The sequence below is a fragment of the Corallococcus terminator genome (assembly GCF_049194865.1).
In the GTDB taxonomy this organism is placed as follows: domain Bacteria; phylum Myxococcota; class Myxococcia; order Myxococcales; family Myxococcaceae; genus Myxococcus; species Myxococcus terminator_A.
In genome coordinates, this window is record NZ_JBLZWL010000072.1 from 1 (window position 1) to 22,203 (window position 22,203).

Sequence of the window (22,203 nt, forward strand, 5' to 3'; positions counted from 1 at the left end):
CCGCAGCCCGGCGGTCTCCGCCACGGAGCCCGGGGGCACGCCCACCAGCGGCGGCTTGGCCAGCGGCAGCACGCCGATGAGGCCCCGCTCCACCGTGTCGATGGGCGACGTCTCCGTGTTCTTGATGGGCTTCACCGTCAACGTCACCGGCTGGCCATCGCGCTCCACGACGATGGGAATCGGCCGCTCGAAGCGCCCGACGAAGGTGTCCCGCATGTCGTCGAAGGTGCGCACCGACTCGCCCTCCACGGACAGCACCCGGTCTCCAGGGCGCATGCCGGCGGCGGCGGCGGGCATTCCGGGCTCCACGTAGCCCACCAGGGTGGACGTCGCCTGGTGCGGGCCGAGGAACACGAAGAAATAGACGATGACGGGAAAGATGAGGTTGAAGGCGGGCCCGGCCAGGACGATGAGGCCGCGCTTCCAGGGGGGCTGCGCCAGGAAGCCGCGCTTGGCTTCATCCGGGCTGAGCTCCTCGTGGGGCAGGTCCCCCGCCATCTTCACGAAGCCGCCCAGGGGCAGGATGGCGATTTGATACTCCGTCTCGCCCTTCACGAAGCCGATGAGCTTGGGCCCGAAGCCGATGGAGAACTTGAGGACCTTCACCCCGCAGGCTTTCGCCACGAGGAAATGGCCGAGCTCGTGCACTGTCACGAGCACGCCAAGCAGGAGGATGAAGAACCCCAGGTTCTGAAGTGAGGGCATGGCGGCAACAGTAATCGTGAGCCCCCGGACGGACAACGCACATCCGGGCCCGCCAGCCAGGCTGGCGAGCGAAATCTCACGATTCTATGGCAAGTAGCCGCGCACGAACTGCACGTAGACGAACACCAGGGGGGCGTTGAAGAGCAGCGCGTCGATGCGGTCCAACACCCCGCCGTGCCCGGGGATGAGGAATCCCGAGTCCTTCACGCCGTAGGCGCGCTTGAGCATGGACTCGCACAGGTCGCCCACCGGACCGAGCAGGCCGCCGGCGATTCCCAGGAGCACGCAGTCCCACACGGTGAAGACGGGGAAGAAGCCGCCCCGGGCGATGAACATGCCGCCCACCGAGCCGAGCATGCCGCCGAAGAAGCCCTCCCACGTCTTGTTCGGGCTCACCTCGGGGTACAGCTTGTGGCGCCCCAGGAAGCGGCCGAAGAAGTAGGCGGCGGTGTCGTTGGCCCACGTAATCACCAGCGCGCAGATGACCCACGCCAGGCCGTGGTCCGGGAGCAGCCGCAGCGCGGACAGGGCGGTGAGGCCCACGGCGCCGTACAGGAAGCCGTTGACCAGGTGGGCCGTGCGCGTGGGGGCCTCGGCGAGCGGGCCCTTGAACAGGTGGAAGATCCACGCGAAGAACGAGAAGACGACGGTGAGCCAGAAGGCCGTCTCTCCCGTGCGCGCGGCGTCCTTGAGCGGCAGGAACGGCATCACCGCGGCGAAGGCCATGCCCACCCAGGCGGCGGCGTTCAGCCGCTTCTGGACGATGAGGTAGTACTCCCCCACGCACGCGGCGGCGGCGAGGCCCAACAGGCCCGCGCTCCACACACCACCGAGGAAGAGCAGCAGCACCACGAGCGGCAGCAGCGTCAGCGCCGTCACGATGCGCACGACGAGGTTCTTGTTCTTGTCGTTCACGCCTTGGCCCGCTGGGGGGTGTCCTCCCGCTTGACTTGGGCGGAAGTGAGACCGAAGCGCCGCTCTCGCTGCTGGTACTGAGACACGCAGCGGAGAAACTCGTCGGTGCGGAAGTCCGGCCAGAGGGCGTCGGTGAAGCACAGTTCCGCGTACGCCATCTGCCAGAGCAGGAAGTTGGACACGCGCTGCTCGCCGCTGGTGCGCACCACCAGGTCCAGCGGGGGCAGCCCGTTCGTCCACAAGAAGGCTTCGAAGTCGGCCTGTTCCACCCGGTCCGCCAACAGCTCGCCCCGGGAGATGGCCTCCGCCATCCGGCTGGCGGCGTGGAGGATCTCCTCCCGGCCGCCGTAGGACAGCGCCAGCGACAGCACCATGCCGGTGTTGTGCGCCGAGTCGGTGATGAGCCTGTCCAGCGGATCGCGAACGAACCGGGGCAGGCGCCCCACGTCACCCACCGCGTTGAGGCGGATGCCGTTGTCGAGGATTTCGGCCCGCTCGCGCTCCAGGTAGTCGCGCAGGAGGTCCATCAGCCCGGCGACCTCCTCCGCGGGGCGGGCCCAGTTCTGTGAGGAAAAGGCGTAGAGAGTCAGAGCCTGGATGCCCACGCGGCGGGCGGTGCGGGTCACCTCGCGCACACTGGAGCTGCCCTCGCGGTGACCTTCCAGCCGGTCCAGACCCCGCGACTCCGCCCACCGACCGTTGCCATCCATGATGATGCCCACGTGGCGCGGCACGGGCCGGGCCTTGACCTGATTTTCGAGGGCGGAAACCACTAGGGGGCGTTCCATTCGAGCCGCGCACCCTACCGGCGGCGCCGCGCCGCGTCCACGAGCGCGTGGCCCAACCGTCGCCCGAGCCCCCTGGTCGGTCGCCTGCCCGGGGCGAGCGGCCCGGGACACCCAGGCCATGTAGGCCCGGGTAGGTTTTCCCCTGGGTGCGGGGCGAGGTGGCTCAGTCGAGGGGCCAGTTGGGGCGGACGATGTCGATGGGGCTGTGGTGCCACGAGGCGTAGGCGGCGGCGTCGGCGACGCGGTAGGGCGTGCGGTAGGTGCGCTCGAAGTGGTCGGCCCAGTGGGGCTGGGAGCCGTCCAGGTCGGTGAAGCCGTACTCGCGGGCCAGGGCCCAGGAGCTGTGGACGGCGCCGGCCTTGGCGGCGACGTTCGGGTCGGCGGCGAGCGCGGCGATGGCGCGGCCGACATATGCCGGGGATTCGGAGGCGATGAAGTCCGGCTCGACTTTGGCGCCGTCGCGCCAGTTCACCTCGGTGACGCCGAAGCTCTCCAGCATCTCCTCGGAGCGCAGGAAGCCGGGCGTCACGGCGAGCGCGGTGACGCGGGTGCGGCGCAGGTCCCGCGACATGGCGAAGGCCAGCCGGATGACGCTCATCTTCACGACGTCGTAGGTGAGGCTGCCCCGGTAGCCGAAGTGGTCGCCGTCGGTGATTTCGACGACGAGGCCTCGCTCCTGCTGGAGCATGAGGGGCACGGCGTGGCGGCTGGTGATGATGTGGGTGAGCACGGCGCGCTCCAGCATGGTGCGCGCGTGGTCGGGGGACTGCTTCCAGAAGGGCACGCCGAACTCGGAGATGCCGTCGCAGCCCCAGATGTCGTTCACCAGGATGTCGAGCCTCCCCTGCTCCTTCTGGATGCGCTCGCACAGGGCGGCGACCTCCTCCGTGACAGTGTGGTCGCACCGGATGGCGATGCCCTGCCCGCCCAGCGCGGTGACCTGCTCGGCGGTTTCTTCCAGGGTCTCCGGCCGCTGGGGACCGGAGGCGGGACGGCCGCGCACGCTGCGGCCCGTGCAGTACACGGTGGCGCCGGCCTCGCCGAGCCTCGTCGCGATGCCCCTCCCCGCGCCGCGCGTGGCCCCGGCGACCAGGGCGATGCGTCCTTCGAGTGGCTTCTTCATGGTGTCTCTCCTCGGACCGGCGGAGGTGGGGTGGTTGCTTGCCGGTGATGGGAACACCCTACGGAGGCAATCATGACATCTGTTGTCATGATGGCCCGCGTACAGTGCGCGGTGGGGTTTTCGACATGCGCGCCGACCGACTCGTCAGCCTGATGATGTTGTTGCAGACCCGTCCGAAGCGGACGGCGGGCGAGCTCGCCCGCGAGCTCCAGGTCTCCGAGCGGACCATCCACCGGGACCTCGACGCGCTGTCCGCCTCGGGCGTGCCGGTGTACGCGACGCGAGGCTCGGCGGGAGGCGTCGCGCTCCTCGACGGGTGGAAGACGCAGCTCACGGGACTGACGCGCGCGGAGCTGCAGGCGCTGGCCGCGATGAGCGCGACGCCCGGAAGACTGAGCGACCTGGGGCTGTCCGCGCCGCTGAGCAGCGGGCTGGTGAAGCTGGCGGCGGCGCTGCCCGTGTTGCAGCAGCCCGCGCTGGAGTACGCGCGGCAGCGGCTGCACGTGGATGCGTCCGGCTGGTTCACGGAGCGGGAGGCGGTGCCCTATCTGGAGGTGCTGCGTGAGGCGGCGTGGCTGAACCGGAAGGTGTCGTTGACGTATCGGGACTTCGACGGGAAGCGCGGCCGGCGCGAAGTGGACCCGTATGCGCTCGTGCTCAAGGCGGACCGCTGGTACCTGGTCGCGGGAACGGAGAAGGGAGAGCGCGTGTACCGGGGCTCGCGAATCGAAGGCGCGAGGCAACGCGCGGAGACCTTCGAGCGGCCCGCGCGCTTCGACCTCCCCGCGTTCTGGCGCGAGTGGTGCGCGCGCTTCGCGGAGAAGCGGGCCATGTATGAAGTGACGCTGCGAATCACGGTGGACGCGGAGGCTGCCTTGCGACGGATTCGCCCTCCCACGGACGCGCCACGGTTCGACGCGGGGCCAGTGGAGGACGGGCGAAAGACTGTCGTCGTGGACTTCGAGCGGGAGTCCATCGCGCTGGGTCAGCTGTGTGAGGTGGGAAGTGGCTTCGAGGTGGTGGAGCCCGTGCCGCTGCGAACCCGCATGGTGAGCCTGGCAACGACGATTCTCGCGGCGCATCCGCGAACGTAGACAGACGCGCCTGCAATCTTCCGCCGACGGTCCTCGCAAGGCCTTCCGTCGACACAGTCATCTCGAAGGAAGACATGCTAGCGTGGTCAAGCATGAACAAGCCCGTATTCCCGAGGCTCATCGGTGTCCTGACACTGATGAGTCTCACACTTGTCCTCGTCGGAGGAGAGGCCACAGCGCAGCCCGTCGGCGCGCGGGCGACGCGGATTGCCACCGCGTCCGATGCCTTTCAGGGGCGACTGCGCGACGCGGCCCGGCTCTACGAGGAGCTGGAATACGAACAGGCATTGCTCGCGCTCGCGGATGCCAAGGTCCTGGCGAGGACCGAGGACGAACGCGCCGACGCGTTGATCTACGAAGGCCTGGTGCTGGCGGACCTGGGCCAGCGCCCCAAGGCCCTCGTGGCCTTCCGTCAGGGATTGACGCTGCGCCCCCTGGCCTCGCTTCCCGTGAAGGTGTCCCCCAAGGTGCAACGCGACTTCGAGAACGTGCGCCGGGAGGTGGCGCGGGCCCGTGCGCGAACCACGCCCGGGAGCGAGAGCGGCACTGCTTCCGTCGCGACGCCGGAGACGGAGACGGAGGCTCCTCTCTCGGACCGCCCGGCGCGTCCCACCCAGGAAGTCCCCGAGCTGACCCTGGTGCCAGTCCATGCAACTGATGAAGCAGCGGGGTTGCGCGCGGAGCCTACGAGCGGACGGCGGTCTCGGCTCCGCCCCATCTCGATGGTCCTCGCGGGGGCGGGACTCGCGGCGGGCGGACTCGGGAGCTACTTCGGACTTCGCTCCCAGGGAAACATCCAGGATGCCCGCAAGGCCTCCGTGGTCGACGCACAGCGCGAGCATCTGGACTCGGCTCGGGGCCAGGCCCTCGTCGCCAATGTCCTGTTCGGCGTCGCGGTCACCTCGGTCGCGGGCGCGGTCATCACCTATTTCACCGGCTCCACGCCCGAGAACGAGGAAGTGCATCCATGATGCGCCCTGCCCTCTTGTGTCTGTTGTTCACCACGGCCTGCACCGTACCGAGCCTCGATGAGCTGTACGCCTGCGATGAGCGGCCCAACCTCAACGCGGTGTTCGAGGGACGGCCCGCTGATGCCGTGCTCGGCGACAACTTCGCCTGTCGACACGTCAACCTCACCCTGTCCTTCGAAGGCTTCACCCCCGGCTGTGTTCGCGTCAGTGCGCGGAATGGCTCGAGCGATGAGGCCCTCTCGATGGAGTTCTCGCGGGAAGCCCTCCCAGCAAGCAGTGGCGCCACCCTTCGGGTGGCCGTGTTTCCCTCCAAGGGCTGGGGGCCTGACCTTCAAGTGGAGTCCCGTGCCTTCGCGGGGAGCTGCACGGGGAACCTCCTCGGCGTCATCATCGAGAATGTCACCGTGACCTACGAGGAGGTGGTCCCCGTCACGCTCCGCATGCAGGGCGTGGATGCGGACCAGGATGGGTACATCGCCGTGAGCGCGGGTGGCACGGATTGTCGCGATGACCTGCCCGCTATCAACCCCGGCGCGGCGGAGCTGTGCAACGAGGTGGACGACAACTGTGACGGCATTGGTGACACGGCCCACTTCCAGTTGGGACAGGACTGCTCGACGTCGACGGGCTGCACGGGCGTCTTTCGCTGTAACCTGGCGGACCGCATCCAGTACTGCGACACCCCCTCCAGCAGGAACGTGTATCGGGATGACGACCGGGACGGCCACGGGAAGTCGGGCTCTACTCCCCTCGCCGTCTGCGGCATCACCCCCGACGGCTACACCAACGGCGCTCCGGATGACTGCGACGACACGAACTCCAACATCCGCCCAGGGAACCCCGACCTCTGCGATGGCGTGGACAACAACTGCGACGGGGTGATGGACGAGAGCTTCCCCACGCTCAACACGGCGTGCACGGATGCGTTCCAGTGCCAGGGAACGATCCAGTGCGACGGCTCCAGGACAGCGGTGAAGTGCATGGCGTCATCGGTGGCCGCCCTCTGGTATCCAGACGGGGATGGTGACGGCTTCGGTCGCGAGAATAGCGTCGTCCAGTCCTGCGTGAAACCCGAGGGCGCGTACGTCGCCAACAGCTCGGATTGCAACGATGGGAACCCCTTCACCCATCCTGGCGCGCCGGAGCTGTGTGACGACCTCGACAACAACTGCGACGGACAGAAGGAGCCCCAGAGCGTCTGCCCTGGAGGCGTTGCTCCCTCATGGGCTGGAAACACGGTGGGCACCAGTTCCCAGCGGTGGCTCTCCGCCTCTTCCTGGGCTCGGGGTGGCGTCTGGGTTGGCGGCAGCGACAACACCCTGGCGCGTCTAAACCCCGGGCTGGGGACGTTCGCGGTCTTCTCGAGCGTCGTGTGTGGCGCGGCGGAGTCCTTGTGGACCAGCGTCTGGGCAGACCCGAACTCGGGTCGTGCGTGGCTCGGCTCCATCGATGGGAGGAAAGCCCGGCAAGACGCCGCGGCGACGACCTGTGTCCTGCAATATCACGACGGTCTGTGGGTCCACGGCATGGTGGGAGTGCGGCACAACAGCAGCCTCTCGCTCTATGGCGCGACCGACAGCATGTCCTCGAATGAAGGCGCGGCGTTCGCGTGGAACGAAGTCGGAGCTCCGACGTACAACCCCGTCGATAACAACATCCACTATGTCTACGACGTGCATGGAGCGACGGTGGACACCCTCTTCCTCGCTGGAGGCCCAGCGACGGGCGCGCGCATCTATCGCCGCGACCCGGGCAGCGGCTGGTGGCTGACCGAAGCCGTGGAGGACGTCGCCCCCGACCTCGACACACTCCGAGGAATCTGGGTGGCGAACAGCCAGGTGGCCTTCGCCGTGGGGGATTCCGGCACCGTCTTGCAATGGTCCCTGGGGAGTTGGTTCAAGTTGCAGTTCCCCAACGCGCACGACCTGACCTCGGTCATCGCCTTTGGCGCGGCGTCCGCCTATGCGACCTGCGCGAGCGGACACATCTATCGTTACACGGGCGCCTCCTGGCAGCAGATCCACTCCACGGGCGGAACACGCCTCAACGACATCACAGGCACGGGCCCCGATGACCTCTGGGTCGTGGGCAACAGTGGGCGCATCCTCCACTGGCCCTCCTGGCCCCAGTGAACCCCGAGGCGCCCACTACGCCAAGACCAACCATCCCGGCACGCCTCGTGGCACGCACAAAGAGAGAGTCGCTATACCAGTGCAGTGGAGTGGGCCTTATTGCCTCACCAGCAGAACGTCCATCGCGCGCCGATGCCGGCCATGCGCTCGCGGGCGCTGGCCTCGGCGACCCCGAAGAGGCTCAGGCACAGCCCGCCCTTCGGGTCCACCGGGAGCCGGAGCGGCTCACGGCCACAGACGAGCAGCGCCCCCTGCGTCACTCCGAATCCTGGCTCGCGTGCAGCCCGTACTTCTTGAGCAGCTTGCGCACATAGAGCCGCGCGAGGCCCGCTTCACGTGAGGCCCGTGAGATGTTGCCCCCGCAGCGCTCCAGCAGGTTCTTGAGGTAGTCGCGCTCGAAGCCATCGATGAGGCGCTCCTTGGCCTCCTTGAAGGGCATCTCCAGCTCGGCGCTGGTGAAGCGCGCCCCCTCCGAGGCAGACATCTCCGGCAGCGCCTGCTCTCCCAGGTTCACCACGCGCTGGACCACGTTGCGCAGCTCGCGCACGTTGCCGGGCCACGGGTACTGCTCCAGCAAGGCCCGCGTCTGCTCGGACAGCGCGCTGGGCGGCCGGCCCAGCCGCTCCAGCATCGTGTCCACCAGCAGCGGGATGTCCTCGGGGCGCTCGCGCAGCGGCGGCAGCGTCACCCGCAGCACCGCGAGCCGGTGGAACAGATCCTCGCGGAACCGGCCCTCCTTGACGTCCGCCTCCAGATCCCTGTGCGTCGCCGCCACCACCCGCACGTTCACGGTGCGGTACTCGTTGGCGCCCACCCGCTTCACCTGGCGCCCCTCCAGCACTCGCAGCAGGCGCGGCTGGATCTCCAGCGGCAGCTCCCCCACCTCGTCCAGGAAGACAGTGCCTCCATCCGCCTGCTCGAAGGCCCCAGGCCGCTCCGAGTGGGCTCCGGTGAACGCGCCCTTCACGTGGCCGAAGAGCTCGGACTCCACCAGCGACGGGGTGATGCCCGCGACATCCACGATGCTGAACGGCCCCCGGCTGCGCGGGCTGGCCGCGTGGATGCCCGCCGCGCACAGCTCCTTGCCCGTCCCCGTCTCTCCTTGGATGAGGACGTCCGCGTCCCCCGCCGCCAGCCGCTGCAGCAGCGTGAAGACCTCGCGCATCCTCCGGCTGCCCCCCACCAGCCCCCCGAACCGGGTGTCCGACGAGAGCGGGATGATGTGCTCGCGCACCTCCTTGGGGACGACCTTCAGCTCGGTGGCGCCCAGCCTGACGATGGCGCCCATGCGCAGCTCCAGCTCCCGGAAGCGCATGCGCTCGCAGAACGAGCCGTTGCGAGACCCCAGGTCCCGCGCCAGCACCCGATCCTCTCTCACCTCCAGAGACAAGTGCTGCCGGGAGACGGTCCGGTCGTTCAGGACGATGTCACACGCCGGATCCGTCCCCAGCCGGTAGCTCCGGACCTGGAGCGGGAAGCTGCGGCCGGCGTCGCTCCCCGACAGGATGACGAGCTTCCTTCGAAGCATGGGCAGCAGGACCTCCGGATCGGGGGTCGTGCTCATCATCGACGACGGGCTCTTGTCATCCGGGGCCGGCACCACTGGTAGTGGGGGACGCTACCACCCGGAGCCGACCCAAGAAAACATCCTCCAAGCTGAAATCCCAGTTTTGCGAGGGTCGTCTCCTGGCTCGCTCGACGGCGCGGCGAGCCAGGAGCCCCTCCGTCGGAGCCTCAGGGACTGACCAGGCCGACGCCACCTCCCCCGGGGAAGGTGATGCTCCCATCACCTGGGAGGTTCGTCACGAGCACCGGCGTCGGGCGCTGGGTGGTCGTCCCGTCGCCGAGCTGGCCGGTGGCGTTGTAGCCGCAGGCCCGGACGAAGGCGTCCTTGCGCAGCCCCATCATGTGGCTGCCGCCCGAGGAGAGGTCCACGACAGAGCTCAGGAGCGTCGCGGTGGGTGAGCTGCGCGAGGTCGTCGTCCCATCTCCGAGCTGGCCGTTGTAGTTGTAGCCAAAGGCCCACACCGTGCCGTCCCGCTTCAACACCGCCGTGGAGTAACCACCCGCGGCGAGCGCGATGACATTGTTGAGGCCGGGGACCTGCACCGGCGAGTTGCGCTGGGTGGTCGTCGCATCGCCGATCTGGCCGGAGGAGTTGTAACCCCAGGTCCACACCTGGCCGCTCGCCAGCAGCGCCACCGTGTGGTAGCCGCCCGCGGCGATGGCGAGGACATGACCGAGTCCGGAGACCTGCACCGGCACGGAGCGGTTGGTGGTCGTCCCGAGGCCCAACTGCCCTAGGGGGCCGTAGCCCCAGACCCACAGGGTGCCATCCGCCTTCACCGCCACCGTGTGGAAGTGGCCCGCGGCGATGGAGACGACATTCTCGAGGAACGGCACCTGCACCGGCGAGGAGCGATGGGTGAAGGTCCCGTCTCCGAGCTGGCCGTAGAGGTTGGAGCCCCAGGCCCACACGGTGCCGTCCGCCTTCAGCGCCACCGTGTGCGTGGAGCCCGCGGCGATGGCGGTGACGCCGTCCAGCTCCGGCACGGACTGCGGTGTGAGCTGGTTGGCGTTCGTCCCGTTGCCGATTTGGCCATAGGAATTGGAGCCCCAGGCGGCCACGGTGCCTTCCGAGCTCAGCGCCACCGTGTGGTTGACCCCCGCCGCCACATCGATGACCCCGCTCAGGACCGGGAGCTGCGTGGGCGTGACGACGGAGGTGGTCGTCCCGTTGCCCAACTGGCCATAGCCATTGGAGCCCCAGGTCCATACCGCTCCACCGCGCCCCAGGGCCACCGAGTGAGCATTGCCGCCAGCGGTCTTCACGATCCCGCTGACCACGACGGCCGTGGGGGAGGAGCGCTGGGTGGTGGTCCCATCACCGAGCTCGCCATTGGCGTTGTAGCCCCACGCAAACAGGGTGTGCACCTGGGTGATGATCACCTTCTTCCGCTCGGCCACGGAGGAGTAATAGCCCGCACCGAACGTGCGCACCCCCGCGAGCGGGACCTGCACCGGCACGGAGCTGCTGGTGGTGTTCCCGGTGCCCAGCGCGCCGTAGAAGTTGTCGCCCCAGGCAAACAAGGTGCCATCCTGCCGCTTGGCCAGGTTGTGATAACCGCCCGCGTCAATCTCGACGGCTTGGGTGAGCACTGCCACCTGCACCGGGAGGGAGCTGTTGGTGGTCGTCCCGTTGCCCAACTGACCGGCGCTGTTGTAGCCCCAGCTCCACGCCGTGCCGTCCCACTTCAGGGCGACCGTGTGGACGACGCCTCCGGAGAGCGCGCGGACGCCGCTGAGGCTCGCCACCAGCACGGGCCTCAACCTGTTGAGGGCGGTCCCGTCCCCGAGCTGTCCGTAGGCGTTGTTCCCCCAGCTCCAGGCGCTTCCGTCCTTCTTCACCGCCAACGTGTGCCACAAGCCCGCGGCGATGCTGGTGACACCGCTGAGGTTGGGCACCTGGATGGGAGACAAGCTGTTGGTGGTGGTCCCATTCCCGAGCTCTCCCGAGGAGTTGATCCCCCAGGTCCACACGGTCCCATCCGCCTTCAGCGCCACCGTCCGCGAGCCGGCGGCTGCCACCGCGACGACGTCGCTCAGCTCCGGCACCTGCACAGGCACCGCGCGCATCGTGGTGGTGCCGTCTCCGAGCTGGCCGTAATAGTTGGAGCCCCACGTCCACACGCTCCCGTCCTCTGTCACCGCCACCGAGTGTTCCGCTCCGGCCGAAGCGGAGACGACATGGCTCAAGCCCCTCACCCGCGTCGGCGCGTTACGCTGGGTCCGCTGCCCATTGCCCAGTTGGCCAGAGTAGTTGTAGCCCCAGGCCCACACGTTGCCGTCCGACTTCACCTCCAGCGTGTGGGAGACGCCCGGGCTCACGCTCTGGCAGAACTGGACGAAGTTGCGGAGCACCTCCCGGGAGATGCCGCATTTGGAGCGGTTGCCATTGCTGTCGATGACCATGGGGGAGGCCTTCACCACGAAGGAATGCACCCCACAGCCGAGTCCGGCCGCGGCCTCGCTGAAGAACCACTCCCCCTGCTCTCCCACGCGCTCATCGAAGCCGTGGTCCGCGCCGTCCACGGTGTACTCCAGGTACACCGCGTTGGCGCCGTTGCCCACCACCCAGGAGCCTGCTCCCGCCAGCTCTCCCCCGAAGGAACTCATCCCCTCCACCTCGAGCGAGTCGAAGCTCACCCCCACGCACAGCGCCGACTCCTGGGTGGCCAGCGTCACGTCCGACACGCTCACGTCCTCGCCGGCGGGAACACCACACGCCACCACGAGTGCAAGGGTCGACATCCACAACACGTTCCAGCTCTTCATCGCTTGGGTCCTCATCAGTACTGGCCCTTCAAGGTGGTGGTGTAGGTGGAGAAGGCTCCCAGTTGGATGAGCCAGGTGCCCCCCGCGGGGTTGTTCACCACGCAGGTCTCGTTGTTGCCCTTGCGCAGCGGACGGCACTGGTAGGCGTGCAGCTCCGGGAACTGGCCGTGGCGGATGTAGAGGTCCGCGTCCCCGGTGCCCCCGGAGATGGAGAACGTCACCGAGGGCCGGCCCGCGGGGACGTCCAGCTTGAAGTTCCGCCGGCCGCCCGTGACGTCGGACACGCTCACGCCCGCGCCGTTGACAAGGGGCGTGGCGTGAGGGCGCTTGTACAACAACCGGTTGGGTGAGCTCGTGTCACCGAAGTCCAGCTCCACCTGCCCCACGCTCGCGTCGTTGATCAGTCGCGCGGGGATGTCGGCGGGAGCGACGCCGTTGGCCAGCAGGACGGCCGCCACGCCGCTCACGTGTGGCGCGGCGAAGGAGGTCCCCTCGAGCGGGAAGAAGGTCGAGTCCGTGTCACTGGTCGAGCTCACGGAGCGGAGGTTCGCGCCCGGAGCCCAGAGGTCCAGACACCCTCCCTTGTTGGACGCGTTGGTGACGCCCACCCAGCGCGCCTGGCTCTCGTCGATCGCGCCCACCGTGATGATGCGCGTCCGGAAGGGGTGGACCGCATCCGGCTCGAGGCGGGCCGGCGAACAGCCGCAGGCGTCGATGTTCGCGTTGCCCGCCGCGATCACCACGACGAGCCCGGGGTTCATCGCGACGACATCCACGGCGGCATCGATCGCCGGGATCTCGCTCGCGGCGGTGAAGCTCAGGTTGACGATGGCCGGCGTGACGGCGTTGTTCGCCACCCACTCCAGCGCCGTCACCAGGCGATCCACGGTCGTCCCGAACTCGTTGAACGCTTTCACCGCGCGAAGGTTGACCTTCTTGGCGACGCCATGCGTCTTGCCACCGATGATCCCCGCGACGGCGGTGCCATGCCCGGTGACGTCATCCCCGGTCTGGTTGGGGACGGCGTTGAACACGACCTGGGCGCGCCCCTCGAACTCCAGGTGTGACGCCCGGATGCCCGAGTCGATGACGTAGACGTTGACGCCCGTCGCGTCCTCGGCCAGGTAGCTGTTGTCCAGCGGGCGGGCCTCCTGGTCTATCCGATCCAGGTTCCAGTCCGCGGGGCTCTGGACGCCCGAGGGCTGGACGATGCCATTCTCCAGGACGTAGTCCACCCGAGGATCCTCGGTGAGCGCCTGGGCCTGCTCCTCGCTGGCGGAGACGAGGAAGCCACGGAAGGCGGTCTCGTGGGTGGTGAGGACGCGCGCACCGTACTGCCTGGCCAGCGCGCCCGCCTTCGCCGCCATGCTCGACAGACCGCGCCCGGGCTTCTCCTTCAGCACCACCAGGTACTCGCCCGTCACGGGGTTGTCGGCCCGCATCAACCGGCCCGGCCCTGACTTCTGAGGCGGCGCGGCGAGCACCCCCACCGAGGCCAGGACGAGGCCCAGGGTGATAAACCTGCTCAAGCTCTTCACGCTTCGCATCTGCTCTCCCTTTCAACCGATGAGTTGGCGGCGCGGCCCATCAGGGCGTCACGCCACGGCGCGCCTGTGCTTGAACGCTCAGCTCCCGCTCCTTCACGAGTCGACGCTGGTTGCGCGCGGCGAAGTGCCGCACCAGCTTCTCGAGCGGCGTCCCCTTCGCGGCCGCGACCAGGGCACCCGCTCTCTCGGGCTCTTGAGCCGCGAAGATTTCGAAGAGCTCCATCCGGGTCGCGGCCATCGAGCGACTGGCGCCCGGCGACAGCTCCGCGGTGAACGAGTCCTCCAGGATGATGCGCTCGACCGTGGACACCAGCTGCGCGCGCGCCGGGTTCTGCCTCCAGGCCAGCGCCTCGCGCAGGTAGTCGATCCGCATCAGGCGCTTGAAGCTGGACTCCAGCGTCTCCTCGGCCTCCGTCGAGGCGCTCAGCGCCCGGCGCAACTGCTCATACATCCGCGTGTCGGCGAGCAGCGCCTCGTAGTCCTCGCGGCCGTTGGAGTCGAGGAGGACATGCTCGCGGAAGGAGTCGAACCGAGCCAGCTCCGGCTCCGTCTTGAAGATCTCCGCCTTGACCCGGTCGGTGGTGGTGGTGAACTCGCCGGGCTCCCCGTCGTCTCCCGGAGCTGCCGCCGGTGCCGCGGACAGGGGGGACGGGCGAGGCGCGGGGGTGGGCTCCGGCGCCGTGTCACGAGCCAGCGGGGTTGGCGCGGGAGAGACCTGCGCCAAAGCCGCCGTCACGGGGGCAGCGTCCTCCGCGCCGTCGAGCGCCGAGGCGATGATGAGCACCAGCCCCGCGAGCCCTGCGATGACGAACGGGTAGAGCGGGCGCTTCATGGGCTCTCCACCTGGGGGAGCACGTCGGCGGGAATGCTCCGGTAGAGGATGATGCGGTTGAGGTAGCCCACCTCGTCGTTCTGGAACCGCACGGAGCCCACCAGGTAGCCCTGGGCCACGAGGATGTTGGACACCCGATCTGTCGTCACCGGCGCGAGGTTGTAGACCTTGCCGAAGAAGGTGGCCTTCTGGATGTCCACGATGGGATCCAGGGTGCCGTCGGCCTTCACCAGCGCGTCGCCCACCTTGAGGGTCTGCGCCTGCACGATGCGGCCCTCGCCGGTGATGACCGGGTGCTCGAGGGTGAGGCGGAGCTGACCGCCAGACCGGGCGGTGATGACGGAGAGCGTGTGCTCCGCGTCCCGGAGCTCTCGCGTGTAGCTGTAGGTGAGGTTCGGCTGGAGCTGGAGAGCATCGAACGTGGAGTCCGGCGTCAGCGTGATCAGATCCTCACGCAGCGCCTCCATCGCCTCACGGATGGGGAGGTCGCCGTCGGCGAAGAGGATCTTCTGCTCGGCGGTGTAGCAGGCCGACTCGCAGTAGCCGTTCACATGGAAGGCGGTGAAGGCCGGCTGGGTGCTCTCCTTGTCGAAGTAGAGCCTGCAGTTCGCCAGCTCCTTGTGAGGGAAGAGCTGGAGGTTGTCCCCATCGGCGATGTCGGGCGTCGTGCCGAAGGTGGGGTAGAGCGGGCGTCCCTTCCTCCGCCACGAGTCGCGTGACCACTGCAGGTAGCCGTCGGTGTCCAGCGCCTGGTAGGTGGGGCCCGCGTTATAGAGAGCGAACATGGCCGCGTTGTTCACCTGGAAGTTCGAGCCCGCGAACGAGCCCTCCCCCGCCGGGTTCCGATTCAGGTCCGAGTCCAGATAGTCCTTCAGCGTCCCACCGCTCGCGGAGCTCAGGCCCGTGTTGAACGCGGCCGCCGGGTGCCCGACGTTCTGGTTCAGCGCGCACTTGCGAGCCCACTCGACTCGCAGCTTCGCCGCGTCACTCGTCGACACGTTGTCGACGGTGCATCGGCCCAGCAGGAGCGGCTGCGCCTGCACCTGTGCTGGCAACACCATCGCCACCACCACCAGGGCCATGGCCCCCCAGATCTTTCGCGACATCGGGATGTCCTTGCTTGTTCATGCCGCGCCATGCGGCGCGGGAAGCCGGTGAGTGTTCGTTACGGCGAGGCGAGCGGAGTGGAGTTGCTCGTCGTGGGCGTGTTGACGAAGACCGCGGCCGCCCGCCGGAGGTCCGGGTTCGCGTCGTGCTGGCTGGCCCAGGCCAACAAGGGCAGGGCCTCGGGCACCAGGGCCCGCTGATCTCCCAGCAGGTGGATCACCTCGTTCCTCACCCCGTCCGCGGGGTCCATGCGCAGCGCCTGCGCCAGGGCGGGCAGCAGGGGCGCCAGGGGCCGGAAGTTGCTGGCGAAGACGGCGGCCTGGCGGACCTCCGGGGCCGGATCCTTGAGCAGGTGCCTGGCGAGGAGCTGGTCAGCGCGAGGATCCTGGATGATGCGCAGCGCATTGAGCGCGGCCTGGCGCACCCGGGGATCCTGCGACCCGAGCGCGTCCTCCAGCGTGGCGAGCGCGCTCGGCGAGCGGGTGTTGCCCAGGCTGTTGAGCGCCCCCGCCCGCGCCTCCGCGGTGGAGGCGGAGCGGTAGTCGCGGGTGAGCTCGCCGACCAGGTCCTCCGCGCCCTTGGGGTCGGTGTCGGTCAGCTGGGCCGCGGCGTTGCCGAGCGCCAGCCTGGCCGTGTCGCGCAGCATCCCGTCCTCTTCGCCCGCCACGCCGCGAAGGGCCTCGAGGCCCTCCGCCGTGGGATCCTTCGCCACGCCCAGCGCGGCCACCGAGTCCATGCGGATGTCATGGGGGATGGAGCGATCCCCCGTGACCTCCGCCAGGGCCTGAATGGCCTCGCGGGTGCTGGCCGCGGAGAGCGCGCCGAGCATGGGGCTGGCCGCGAGCGGATCCATGCCCGCGCGGATGATGTCGGGGACCTTCGCGGCCTCGGAGGGGTGGAGCATGAAGAGCGCGCGCAGCCGCTCCAGGGCAATGGAGCGCGCCTCGTCACGAGCCGTGGGCTCCCCCGGGAGCGCGCGCAGCTCCTTGACCAGCGTGTCGAAGTCCTTGCCGCCCAGCACCTGGCGGTACTGATCCATCGGGTCCTGCTCCATGCCCTGGAAGGCGGACATGGCGGCGGAGCTCAGCCAGGCCCGGCGCGCCACGAATGCGCCAATCAACGTCGGGTCCACGCGGCGCTCCAGCAGGCTCAGGCTCAGAGAGGACTCATAGGTGGTGGGGGGCATGGTCTGGCCCGCCTCCACCTCCACCCGCTCCTGGGCATCGAGCGAGCTCGTCCAGAGATCCTGCGCCAGCGCGAAGGTGCTTCGGGCGCTCACGTCGATGCGGACCTGCCCGCCCAGCGGCTCGATCCCCTGAGGGAAAGCCACGTGGGAGTAGGACAGCTTGCGCTTCTCGAAGCGGCTCGGCTCCAGGCGCTGGTACCCGGCGCTGTACCGCCCCGTGGTGTCAAACTCCTCCGCCTTCCAGGTGGCGCCCGGCGCTCCGACCACGACGAACTGGGAGCTCGCCACGATGGACCGGAGGATGCCTCGCACGAGCGGGTCGGCCACCTGCTCGAAGTGCGTGAGCGTCACCCGACCGCTCTTGTCGTGCGTGAGGAAGAAGGGGACCTGCAACGCCGTGGCAAGGTTTTGCTGGACGTCGGGGGCGACAGGGCCATTGTCGCCGACCTCCACCGTCAGCGAGGAGAGCTGCAGGCTCACCCGCGCGTCGACGCGCTCGGCCTCCGCGGAGACGATCCCCACGGTCCACTCGCCCCGGAGGATGAACCTCATGCCGGGCAGCACCTGCGCGCCAGGCTGGGCGGGGCGGAAGGAGATCTTCTGCTCGGCGTTCAGGGCGTAGCGGTAGAGCACCCCGGGGATCCACGCCCGCGTCCCCGCTGGGTGCCCGGGAGACACGCCCTGGGACTGCGTCGACAAGCCCGCCACCGCGGGAGCGGCCTGGGGGGACCGAGACGTCTCCGAGGGGGCCACCGCTGCGGACCGGGAAGCCCCCGCCCAGAGCCCCAGCAGGCTCACGAGGAGGAGGGGGAGCCCCACCCCGAGGACCTTGCTGAAGGGCTTGCCGCCCACGTTCACCGACTTCCCCGACTTCCGCATGGGAAACTCCCGAGTCAGCGGCCCTGGCCGCTTCAGTTCTGGTTGGAAGGGCGGGCACGGTCTCCTCGGCCGATTTCTCAGCCGAGGAGCCAGCGCCCGGTCACCCCGCCCCGCGCGCGGCCAGCGCCTCCGGGGCGCGGCGGCGCGGTGGCGGGGTCAGCCCGGCTAGCAGCCCGAGGCCGAGATGGAGCCGGAGGCGTTGTACAGGACGACGCTCCTCACGATGCCGGACCAGTTCGCGATGGTGACGTTCCAGGTCTTCTTGAAGAACAGGAGCTTGATCTTCACGAACCCCGTCAGCGTGCCCGAGAGCGCGTTCAGGTTGAGGGTCGCCTTGAGCTTCCAGGAAGCCATGCAGAAGTTCCAGTCGAGGCTGGCCAGGGCTTCCACCGTGGCGTTGATCAGCCGCAGGGTGCCGGTCACGCCAAAGCTGGCGATGGCGACGTTCACCGCGGCGGAGGCCACCACGTTGGCGAAGCCGCCCGCGGCGCCGGTGAGCGCGGCGACCAGGGGGTTCACCTGGCCATTCACGCGCATCGTCACGCCGCCCGTCAGCGAGGCCTTCACGGTGAGCGGGACGGGGCCGACCATGAACGTCTTGGACACGGAGAAGAAGGACCGGCTCCAGTTGATCGGGGTCGGCGCGAAGTTGCCGGCGAGGCTGGTGCTCCAGATCATCGCGCTCATGGCGTACAGCGCCGCGTTGCCGCTGTTGCAGCCGCCCTGCTGCCCGCAAACGGTGGCGCGACCGCGCACCAGCTCCTTCTGGATGTTGAAGGCGGTGCCGTGGACCCGGCCCTCGGTGAGCGCCTCCTGCTTCTTCGCCGCGGTGCCGGTGGCGGGCGTCGCGGTGATGGCCGCGCTGACGTTGTAGCCAGCGCCGAAGATGTTGTTACCGAACTGCTCGGTGCGCTGGTAGCTCTTGGTGACGGGCCCGGTGAGCGCCGCCCCCTGCTCCGCGGAGCGCAGCCCGGACAGCTCCTGCGGCGGCACCGTCTCCGTCGGCGGCGGCACGTTCTGCGTGGCGGCCTCCGGAATGGTGGCCTGGCCGTACTGCAGGTGCCTCATGCCGTCATTCATGTCGAGATAGACGGGCGCGTTGAGCAGCACCGACTCGCCCTGGACGACGGCGTCCTGCTCCGGCGGCGTATAGGTGCTGCTCGGGTTGAACGGGAGGACCGGCGTCTCCCACGGAGTCTTGTCGTCCAGCTGGGTGTTGGACGGATAGAGCGTGTACGGGTACTTCGCCGAGTCGACGACATACGGCGTGGTGTCCTGGTAATCCTGCGCGGACGCGAAGGTGGACGCAGTGAGCGCCAGGATTGCCAGGGCCTTGGATGCTGCCTTCATCATGGTGAGCCTCTCCAGCGAATGGTTACGGCGCGCGGCCCTTGTGCACGCAGCGCGCCACCCTCGCTGGGATGGCTCTATTTCCGCAGAGCCCTTTGATTTCCTGGGGTTGGCTTCTTCCAGAGCCCTGGTAACGATTGTTATCACTGATAACGCGTGTGCCCAGGGAGGGCCCTCGGCGTGATCACACCCGTTTCCAGCGCCTCGACACACCAGCGGCCCTGAACGCGGCGGACGCGTGGATGAGCCCCCGTGGAGCGCGCTCCAGGCACGGGTCTCTCGCGTGTCAAAGCCGCGCCCTGGTAACACCGGTTACCACCCGTCATCGGTCCCTGCGCCTGGATCCAGTAGTATCCGCGCCACGCCGCCGACCGGGCTGGAGGGGGCAGCATGTACGGGGAGAGGCGGCAATGAGGAGCGAGCATTGGGAGAAGGAGAAGGCCTCTGACGGCGGGCATGCCGAGGAGGTCCCTTCCCGCGACGGGGAGCCGCTGCCCAGGCTCGAGGACGGGGGGCCCACCACCTGGCCTTATGAAGGGGAGCCCACGAAGGCTCCACCCCTCGAGCCCGGCTACACGCTGCTGGGTCGCTATACGGTGCTGGGCACGCTGGGCCAGGGCAGCATGGGAGTCGTCCTGAGCGTGTATGACGCGCGGCTGGATCGGCGCGTGGCGCTCAAGCTGCTGCGACCCTGGAGCGGAGGAGAGAGCCGCCGCGACGAAGAGCAGGCCCGGTTCGTGCGCGAGGCGCAGGCGATGGCCCGCCTGAGCCACCCCCAGGTGGTGGCGGTGTACGACGCGGGGACCCTGGAGGACGGCGCGCTCTTCATCGCCATGGAATACGTGGAGGGGCAGACGCTGCGCCGCTGGCAGCAGGGGCGCTCGTGGGCCGAGGTGCTGGCGCAGTACCTGGCAGCAGGACAGGGGCTGGCCGCCGCCCACGAAGCGGGCCTCATCCACCATGACTTCAAGCCGGACAATGTGCTGGTGGGCCAGGACGGGCGGGCACGGGTGACGGACTTCGGCCTGGCCTGGCTCGAGTCCGCCTCGGTGGACGAGCCGCGCGAAGTCCCCGCGCAACTCCTCCCCGCGCAGCCGGCCGTGGCGCTGACCACGCGCTCGAGCCAGTGGATGGGGACGCCGAGCTACATGGCGGACGAGCAGTTCCGAGGCCAACGGGGAGACGCGCGCAGCGACCTGTATGCCTTCTGCGTGTCCCTCTATGAGGGGCTGTACGGCCAGCTCCCCTTCCAGGGCAACACCGTGGCGGAACTGCGCGCGGCTCAGCGCGCGGACAGGGTGGAGCCGCCGGAGGACTCCCAGGTCCCCGCGTGGGTGACGCGCACGCTCCTCCAGGGGCTGAGCACCGATTCGGCGAAGCGTCCCTCCTCCATGAAGGCGCTGCTGCACGCGCTGGCGGACGACCCGGAGAAGAAGCGGCGGGCGAGGCCCTCGCGCTGGGCCCTGGTCGGCGCGGTGGGGGCGGCGGCGGGGCTGGCCTTGTGGGTGTGGGCTCGCCCGCAGGAGCAGGTGTGCGGTCGCATGGAGCTGCGGCTGAGCGGAGTCTGGGATGCGGCGGTCAGGGCCCGGCTGGAGCAGGGGCTGGTCGCCACGGGGGCACCCTACGCTCGGGCCACCGCCGAGCGGGTGGTGCAGGGGCTGGAGGCCTATGCGGGAGCCTGGGTGAGGCAGCGCACCGCGCTGTGCCTGAGCGCGAGCCAGGAGGGGCGCCCGAAGAACTCGGGGCTGCTGATGCTGGAGGAGGCCTGCCTGGAGCGCAGGCGCGGCCAGCTGCGCGCGCTCACCGAGCTGTTGTCCCAGAGTCCAGACACACCCCTGGTGAGCAAGGCGGTGGAGGCGGTGCAGGCCCTGCCGCCGCTGGAGTACTGCGAGGACGCCAAGGCGCTCACCGCCGCGGTGCCGCCGCCGGAGGACCCGGTGGTGCGCGGGAAGGTGGAGGCGCTCCAGCAGCAGGTCGACTCCTTGCGGGTGCTGCTGGATACCCACCGCGTCCAGGAGGGGCTCGCGCTGGCGGACTCCCTGCTCCCTCAGGTGAAGGCGGCAGGCCACGCTTCGCTGGAGGCTCAGATCCTCTACCTCGTGGCCTGGATGAGAGAAGGGACAGGCGACTACCGAGCCACCGTGGAAGGCCTGCGCGAGTCCATGGAGGTGGCGGCCCGTGGCAGGGACGCCTATACGCTGGCCCAGGCCTCGAACTCCCTGGTCTGGGTGACGGGCAACCGCCTGAGGCGGCCGCACGACGCGCTGCAGATGGTGCCCATGGCGCAGAGCATGGTGGAGCTGGCGGACGATGACCGCATCCGCGCCTTTGCCTCCAACAGCGAGGGCACCATCCTCATGGCCGTTGGCAAGCACGAGCAGGCACGGCAGGCGTTCGAGCACGCCCTGGCGCTGAGGAAGAAGGTGTGGGGCCCCGAGCACTGGGAGGTGGCCTCCACGCTCCACAACCTGGGCCTGCTGTTCCAGAGCATGGGCCGGGTGGACGAGGCGCTCGAGGCCCATACCCTCTCGCTGGAGCTGCGGAAGAAGGTATTGGGCCCGGAGCACCCACGGGTGGCCGAGTCCCTCAGAGACCTTGGCACCACGCTCCAGGAGATGGGCCGGTTCGAGGAGGCGCTCGAGGCCCAGGCGCGCGCCCTGGCGCTGAAGCAGAAGGTGCTGGGCTCCGAGCATCCGTCCGTGGCCGACTCGATCGGCGCGCGAGGCCACGTGCTCCGCGACATGGGGAGAGCCGAGGAGGCGCTCGAGGCCTACACGCGCGTGCTGGAGCTGAACCTGAAGCTGCTGGGCCCCGAGAGCCCGCTCGTCGCCTGGGCGCTCACTGACCAAGGCGAGGCGCTGGTGGAGCTGGGTCGCCACGCGGAGGCACGGGAGAAGTTCACGCGCGCCATGGCCTTTCAGGACAAGGTCCTGGCGCCGGACGATCTGGGGCGCCTGTGGCCCCTCTTGGGGATGGGCCGGCTCTGTCTGGCCGAGGGCAAGCCCGCAGAGGCCGTGCCTTTCCTCGAGGACGCCCTGAAGCTGACCTTGATCAATGAGAGGGCGCGGGTTCAATTCCCGCTGGCACGCGCGCTCTGGGACTCCCACGGAGACAGGGCGCGCGCCATCGAGCTGGCCACCCAGGCCCGCGACTACTGGAGCCGCGTGGACCGAAAGGCGGACGCGGAGCGGGCCTCCCAGTGGCTGAAGCAGCACGCCACGTTCAAGCCCTGAGCGACG

16 protein-coding genes are annotated in these 22,203 nt (G+C 69.1%); 4 read left to right on the forward strand and 12 right to left on the reverse strand.

Going from position 1 to position 22,203, the window contains the following annotated elements; genetic code table 11:
• The 4 genes from rseP to ACN469_RS23395 all read right to left on the reverse strand — a co-directional run.
• The coding region (rseP, locus tag ACN469_RS23380) for an RIP metalloprotease RseP (protein ID WP_498770960.1) at window positions 1-705 on the reverse strand (705 nt) is incomplete at its 3' end.
• A gap of 84 nt (window positions 706-789) precedes the next feature.
• Window positions 790-1,620, reverse strand: a complete 831-nt coding sequence (locus tag ACN469_RS23385) for a phosphatidate cytidylyltransferase (RefSeq protein ID WP_498770961.1) — start codon at window positions 1,618-1,620, stop codon at window positions 790-792.
• Window positions 1,617-2,408, reverse strand: coding sequence for a polyprenyl diphosphate synthase (gene uppS / locus ACN469_RS23390; protein ID WP_498770962.1), 792 nt, complete (start codon window positions 2,406-2,408; stop codon window positions 1,617-1,619). Before uppS ends, ACN469_RS23385 begins: the two co-directional genes overlap by 4 nt.
• A 163-nt stretch (window positions 2,409-2,571) precedes the next feature.
• Entirely contained in the window at window positions 2,572-3,531 is a 960-nt protein-coding gene (locus tag ACN469_RS23395) for an SDR family oxidoreductase (RefSeq protein ID WP_498770963.1), read from the reverse strand.
• A gap of 125 nt (window positions 3,532-3,656) precedes the next feature.
• Between ACN469_RS23395 and ACN469_RS23400 the strand changes: the two genes are divergently transcribed.
• The 3 genes from ACN469_RS23400 to ACN469_RS23410 all read left to right on the forward strand — a co-directional run bounded on the left by ACN469_RS23400 (window position 3,657) and on the right by ACN469_RS23410 (window position 7,728).
• Window positions 3,657-4,625, forward strand: coding sequence for a helix-turn-helix transcriptional regulator (locus ACN469_RS23400; protein WP_498770964.1), 969 nt, complete (start codon window positions 3,657-3,659; stop codon window positions 4,623-4,625).
• Window positions 4,626-4,762: 137 nt separating this feature from the next.
• On the forward strand, window positions 4,763-5,596 hold the full coding sequence (locus tag ACN469_RS23405) for a tetratricopeptide repeat protein (RefSeq protein WP_498770965.1): 834 nt from the start codon (window positions 4,763-4,765) through the stop codon (window positions 5,594-5,596).
• Window positions 5,593-7,728 carry a MopE-related protein gene (locus ACN469_RS23410; protein ID WP_498770966.1) on the forward strand — a complete coding sequence of 712 codons (2,136 nt, stop codon included), beginning with the start codon at window positions 5,593-5,595 and terminating at the stop codon, window positions 7,726-7,728. The genes ACN469_RS23405 and ACN469_RS23410 overlap by 4 nt, the downstream gene beginning before the upstream one ends.
• 104 nt (window positions 7,729-7,832) lie before the next feature.
• On the opposite strand, the gene ACN469_RS23415 is transcribed toward ACN469_RS23410, so the two are convergent.
• The 8 genes from ACN469_RS23415 to ACN469_RS23450 all read right to left on the reverse strand — a co-directional run bounded on the left by ACN469_RS23415 (window position 7,833) and on the right by ACN469_RS23450 (window position 18,967).
• Window positions 7,833-7,988: a hypothetical protein gene (locus tag ACN469_RS23415; protein ID WP_498770967.1), complete on the reverse strand. Its 156-nt coding sequence runs from the start codon at window positions 7,986-7,988 to the stop codon at window positions 7,833-7,835.
• A complete protein-coding gene (locus ACN469_RS23420) occupies window positions 7,985-9,292 on the reverse strand; it encodes a sigma 54-interacting transcriptional regulator (protein WP_498770996.1) in 1,308 nt (435 codons plus the stop codon). The genes ACN469_RS23415 and ACN469_RS23420 overlap by 4 nt, the downstream gene beginning before the upstream one ends.
• A gap of 170 nt (window positions 9,293-9,462) precedes the next feature.
• On the reverse strand, window positions 9,463-12,039 hold the full coding sequence (locus ACN469_RS23425) for an RCC1 domain-containing protein (protein WP_498770968.1): 2,577 nt from the start codon (window positions 12,037-12,039) through the stop codon (window positions 9,463-9,465).
• 38 nt (window positions 12,040-12,077) lie between these two features.
• A complete protein-coding gene (locus tag ACN469_RS23430) occupies window positions 12,078-13,610 on the reverse strand; it encodes a S8 family serine peptidase (RefSeq protein WP_498770969.1) in 1,533 nt (510 codons plus the stop codon).
• Between the two features lie 40 nt (window positions 13,611-13,650).
• Entirely contained in the window at window positions 13,651-14,442 is a 792-nt protein-coding gene (locus tag ACN469_RS23435) for a hypothetical protein (RefSeq protein ID WP_498770970.1), read from the reverse strand.
• Window positions 14,439-15,548 carry a Hint domain-containing protein gene (locus ACN469_RS23440; RefSeq protein WP_498770971.1) on the reverse strand — a complete coding sequence of 370 codons (1,110 nt, stop codon included), beginning with the start codon at window positions 15,546-15,548 and terminating at the stop codon, window positions 14,439-14,441. The genes ACN469_RS23435 and ACN469_RS23440 overlap by 4 nt, the downstream gene beginning before the upstream one ends.
• Window positions 15,549-15,607: 59 nt before the next feature.
• The gene (locus tag ACN469_RS23445) at window positions 15,608-17,614 is read right to left on the reverse strand and encodes a HEAT repeat domain-containing protein (protein ID WP_498770972.1); all 2,007 of its coding nucleotides are present in this window, start codon (window positions 17,612-17,614) and stop codon (window positions 15,608-15,610) included.
• A gap of 165 nt (window positions 17,615-17,779) precedes the next feature.
• Window positions 17,780-18,967, reverse strand: a complete 1,188-nt coding sequence (locus ACN469_RS23450; protein ID WP_498770973.1) for a hypothetical protein — start codon at window positions 18,965-18,967, stop codon at window positions 17,780-17,782.
• 407 nt (window positions 18,968-19,374) lie between these two features.
• Here ACN469_RS23450 and ACN469_RS23455 point away from each other — a divergent pair, with 407 nt between their 5' ends.
• A complete protein-coding gene (locus tag ACN469_RS23455; protein ID WP_498770974.1) occupies window positions 19,375-22,197 on the forward strand; it encodes a tetratricopeptide repeat protein in 2,823 nt (940 codons plus the stop codon).
• Window positions 22,198-22,203 lie beyond the last annotated feature (6 nt).

Excerpts from the sequence above, each read along its gene's own strand:
- ACN469_RS23430 (WP_498770969.1), bottom strand. The coding sequence starts at position 13,610 with ATGCGAAGCGTGAAGAGCTTGAGCAGGTTTATCACCCTGGGCCTCGTC.
- ACN469_RS23410 (WP_498770966.1), top strand. The coding sequence starts at position 5,593 with ATGATGCGCCCTGCCCTCTTGTGTCTGTTGTTCACCACGGCCTGCACC.
- ACN469_RS23450 (WP_498770973.1), bottom strand. The coding sequence starts at position 18,967 with ATGATGAAGGCAGCATCCAAGGCCCTGGCAATCCTGGCGCTCACTGCG.
- ACN469_RS23445 (WP_498770972.1), bottom strand. The coding sequence starts at position 17,614 with ATGCGGAAGTCGGGGAAGTCGGTGAACGTGGGCGGCAAGCCCTTCAGC.
- ACN469_RS23400 (WP_498770964.1), top strand. The coding sequence starts at position 3,657 with ATGCGCGCCGACCGACTCGTCAGCCTGATGATGTTGTTGCAGACCCGT.
- ACN469_RS23395 (WP_498770963.1), bottom strand. The coding sequence starts at position 3,531 with ATGAAGAAGCCACTCGAAGGACGCATCGCCCTGGTCGCCGGGGCCACG.
- ACN469_RS23420 (WP_498770996.1), bottom strand. The coding sequence starts at position 9,292 with ATGAGCACGACCCCCGATCCGGAGGTCCTGCTGCCCATGCTTCGAAGG.
- ACN469_RS23435 (WP_498770970.1), bottom strand. The coding sequence starts at position 14,442 with ATGAAGCGCCCGCTCTACCCGTTCGTCATCGCAGGGCTCGCGGGGCTG.
- ACN469_RS23405 (WP_498770965.1), top strand. The coding sequence starts at position 4,763 with ATGAGTCTCACACTTGTCCTCGTCGGAGGAGAGGCCACAGCGCAGCCC.
- ACN469_RS23440 (WP_498770971.1), bottom strand. The coding sequence starts at position 15,548 with ATGTCGCGAAAGATCTGGGGGGCCATGGCCCTGGTGGTGGTGGCGATG.
- uppS (WP_498770962.1), bottom strand. The coding sequence starts at position 2,408 with ATGGAACGCCCCCTAGTGGTTTCCGCCCTCGAAAATCAGGTCAAGGCC.
- ACN469_RS23425 (WP_498770968.1), bottom strand. The coding sequence starts at position 12,039 with ATGTCGACCCTTGCACTCGTGGTGGCGTGTGGTGTTCCCGCCGGCGAG.
- ACN469_RS23455 (WP_498770974.1), top strand. The coding sequence starts at position 19,375 with ATGAGGAGCGAGCATTGGGAGAAGGAGAAGGCCTCTGACGGCGGGCAT.